We start from the raw sequence: 844 nt of genomic DNA on the forward strand, positions 1-844 counted from the left end.
ACTGATAAAATGCTTACTTTTTAAGTGGATCCCTACATACTCTTCGTAAAAATCATCCAAGGCTTGACGAATTTCAGTTTTCGTTGCCGCCTGTAAGTTCACTTGCCCTAGTTTGTCATAGGGCATTTGACTAAATAGTCGGATGAAATGACTTGCCCTTGGTGACCAATGGAGACGCCTGTCATCCATGTGAAAATGTTGTTCGCATAAAACGCCAGCATATTGCATGGAATAGTCAAAACGGCCTTGATCTCGGCCACAAATGGCACAAGATTTAAAGTTAGGGGCCACCCCGAATTTAGGCAACAACTGAATTTCAAATATATTAGCCACGACTGACGGATCGACGCCGGCTTCTATTTTGGCTAGACCTTGCCACAAAAAATCAAAAACCTTGTCTTCTTCGATAAAATCTTCAAAGGCGGCATCAGTCAAACCCGTCATGTAGGCTGCATAGGCATTGGCCTGTATATTTGAGATCGTTGTCTTTGGAAATAGAACATCGTCCGTATCATTAAGAAAGGAAAAACCTTTATCGTTGATGGTTCCCACAAATGAAGCCCGCATATAGGGAAAGGCAATTTCTCTTAAACCGTTATTCTGTCGTTGAATATTCTTAATGAAGAACATCCGCTTACCAAATTCCTTGGTGAATATTTTAATTAGCAGGTCTTTTTCCTTATATTTCCGCGTAAAAAGGACAATCCCATCGAAACGCGCGTAATGGTCTTTTCGCATGGTCTCGTCCCCTTTCGTTTTGCATGTCAATATGATGCCATTTTGTTAGCGATGCGTTTATTAGCCCTTATAGTTTTTATGGTTGTAGCCAAGGTCACCTAGGTTA

The 844-nt window shown here is 41.1% G+C and carries 1 protein-coding gene; it reads right to left on the reverse strand.

Translation table 11 applies throughout. The features are described 5' to 3' along the window. The coding region (gene recO, locus ACRCJ0_RS16485; RefSeq protein ID WP_431391237.1) for a DNA repair protein RecO at positions 1–738 on the reverse strand (738 nt) is incomplete at its 3' end. Positions 739–844: the final 106 nt, after the last annotated feature.

The sequence above is a fragment of the Aerococcus sp. L_32 genome (genome assembly GCF_050689315.1).